1 protein-coding gene is annotated in these 2,422 nt (G+C 53.3%); it reads right to left on the bottom strand.

Annotation, left to right across the window (positions count from 1 at the left end; genetic code table 11):
* Positions 1 to 72: 72 nt before the first annotated feature.
* Positions 73 to 2,422, bottom strand: a 2,350-nt coding sequence (locus tag V6D20_11585) for a CHAT domain-containing protein (protein HEY9816425.1), incomplete at its 5' end; no start/stop codon positions are given.

Raw genomic sequence — 2,422 nt, 5'->3', positions numbered from 1 at the left:
AAGATGACGTATGATCTCGTGATATTAGATGATGTTGATCCTACAAAATGGGGCAGTTATCCTATCTTAAGATTACCAAGGGCTACCAATGATTGTAAAGGCAGACCAATAGTAGGGATGGGATACGCTTTGTCGTCCGGGTAGTTGGTAGTTAGAGGGCAATTCTAGGGAGGAGGTTGTGGTCTGCAGTTGCCCATCTTGAAGCAGCACCTCACCTCGCAGCATCGCTAGTTGAGCTTGGCGAAGGGCGTCGGCACGAATAGTTGTTGTTCCTACGCGATCGTAAAACTCAGACATGAGCGCTAAGGTACCTAAATCACTAACGTACCAAAGACTAGCGATCGCAGAGTTAACACCAGCTTGAATCGCTAGTCCAGCAAAGCCCAATTCAGCCTCCGAGTCTCCCAGAGCCGTGCGGCAAGCACTGAGCACCATTAGTTCTACCGGTGGATTATTTAAGCCAAGCGATCGCAACCCGTCCAGACCTAGGCGCTCGTTCCAAAACTGAATATAGGAATTGTCTGGGCCACCGGGTAAGAATTCACCGTGGGTCGCAAGATGGATAATGCCAAAGGGGGTGCGTTGGCGTTGGCGTCTCAGGTCTTCTGGCGTAAAGTCTTCGTTCAAGAAGGGGGCTGAGGAAATATGACTCAGCTCAGTGGGCACGGCTGGCAACGGTTCTTGGTCAGGAAACTCGGAGGCTCCCATAGCTAAGATACCTAGATTTTGCAGGCTAACGTAGCGGTTATCCGTTAAGCTAAGACTAGGCATCAGTCCAATGCTGTAGTTTTCAATCAAAAAGCGATCGCCATCATAGAGCGCCGCCATGGGGAGCGATCGCAACCCACCGTCAAGAACGAAGGAAATATGCTGAATGCCTTGGGCTTCCAGCTCTGCCTCGATAGGTTCGATCAGCCAACTGTAGAGTTGTTGGGCGGGAGCCTGGTAGAGGCGAGTGTTAGCTAGGCTACTATCGGTGACTGATAGATAAAATTGACGGGCAACTGTAGCAACTCGTTCGCGGGTAGCATCGGAAATCAGCACCCGAATCGGCTGTCCTTCTTGGGTCACTAGGACGACCTCAAGGCGATCGCCGCTGGAATTAGGACTATTGAGGCCGATAGCGTTAGTTTCCAAATCTTGCAAAGGATCAGGGCTGAGAACGGGAGGCGTAAACACAGCGTAGACCACAGCCGGCCGCACACCAACGCTATCAGAAATAACTCGCAGATCGTCTTGGATTTCTTCCAGAGTAGAGATTTCAGTATCAGGTAAGGACAGATGGGATACATACTGTTCCGTAAAAAAGGTCTCTAGATCTGTCAAGGTATCTAGAGTGACCTCCGAAAGATCGGTAGTTTGAAGGGGGGAGAGAACGTCTTGTTCTGGGGGAGCGATCGTGAGCAATGGGTCACTGGGATCTACCGGCCCCGGCGGTTCTGGATCCACTGGCCCCGGTGGTTCTGGATCCACTGGCCCTGGTGGTTCTGGATCCACTGGCCCCGGTGGTGGTACGCTGACAATGCGAATACGTCCAGCCTCCTCACCTTCTTGGTAGGTAAACAGGAAAGAATCGGGGTCAATTGTAAAAGTACGACTGCTGAGGACGGCAGCGCTACCGTTGGTACTAGCATCACCCACGATGAAGGGTACGACACCGTTACCACCGTGGCGCAGGGTAATGTTGCCGCCACCCCTACCACCGCCCGTGGCGATGCTGGCCGCTAACCCCGCATCATCAATGAAAGAACCGGTGAGCCGAATGGTGTTGCTGGCGGTGATATCCAAGTTGCCACCCCGGCCCGCATTGCCACCTTGGGCATCAATCCACTCCACCACTACATCAATGGGATCAATGGTGACGTTGCCGCCATCGCCTACCGTGCCGCGACTGCGGATGCTGCCAGTGCGCAGAGTGGTAATCGCATTTAGGTTAATATCCCCACCCTGGGAACCGGAGGTATCTAGATTGCCGACGGTGAGCGCGCCGGTTTCTGACGTAGCGGTAATGCGTCCACCGCTGCCGGTACCGCTAGCATCGAGATTGCCTAGGATAAGATCTTGTCGAGCGATCGCTGTGATATCACCGCCTTGATTTCCCGCCGTCGTCAAATTTCCAGCCGTGAGGTTGCCGGTGGTGGCTTGCAAAAACAGGTTGCCGCTCCTAGCACCAGCGGTGGATAGCTCAATCGCTTCAGAAATCTGTAAACTGGTAGCCACTAAGCGCAAATTATTACCGTTGGTAGCGATCGCCCCGCTGCCAAGTATCCTCAGTGCTCCATCGCTTTCTAGGCTAAACTGTCCGCCGCCCGTGGCGATGGTGGCATCCACCAAGCGGAGGTTACCATCAATATCTAGGCTAATGGGACTGTTGTTGGTACTCAGGTCATCGGTAATGCGGAGGTTGGTAGCAGCTAGGGCG

The organism is Candidatus Obscuribacterales bacterium (assembly GCA_036703605.1).
GTDB lineage: Bacteria > Cyanobacteriota > Cyanobacteriia > RECH01 > RECH01 > RECH01.
Note: the sequence above shows the minus strand (reverse complement) of the source record. Positions and strands in the feature narration are given on the sequence as shown.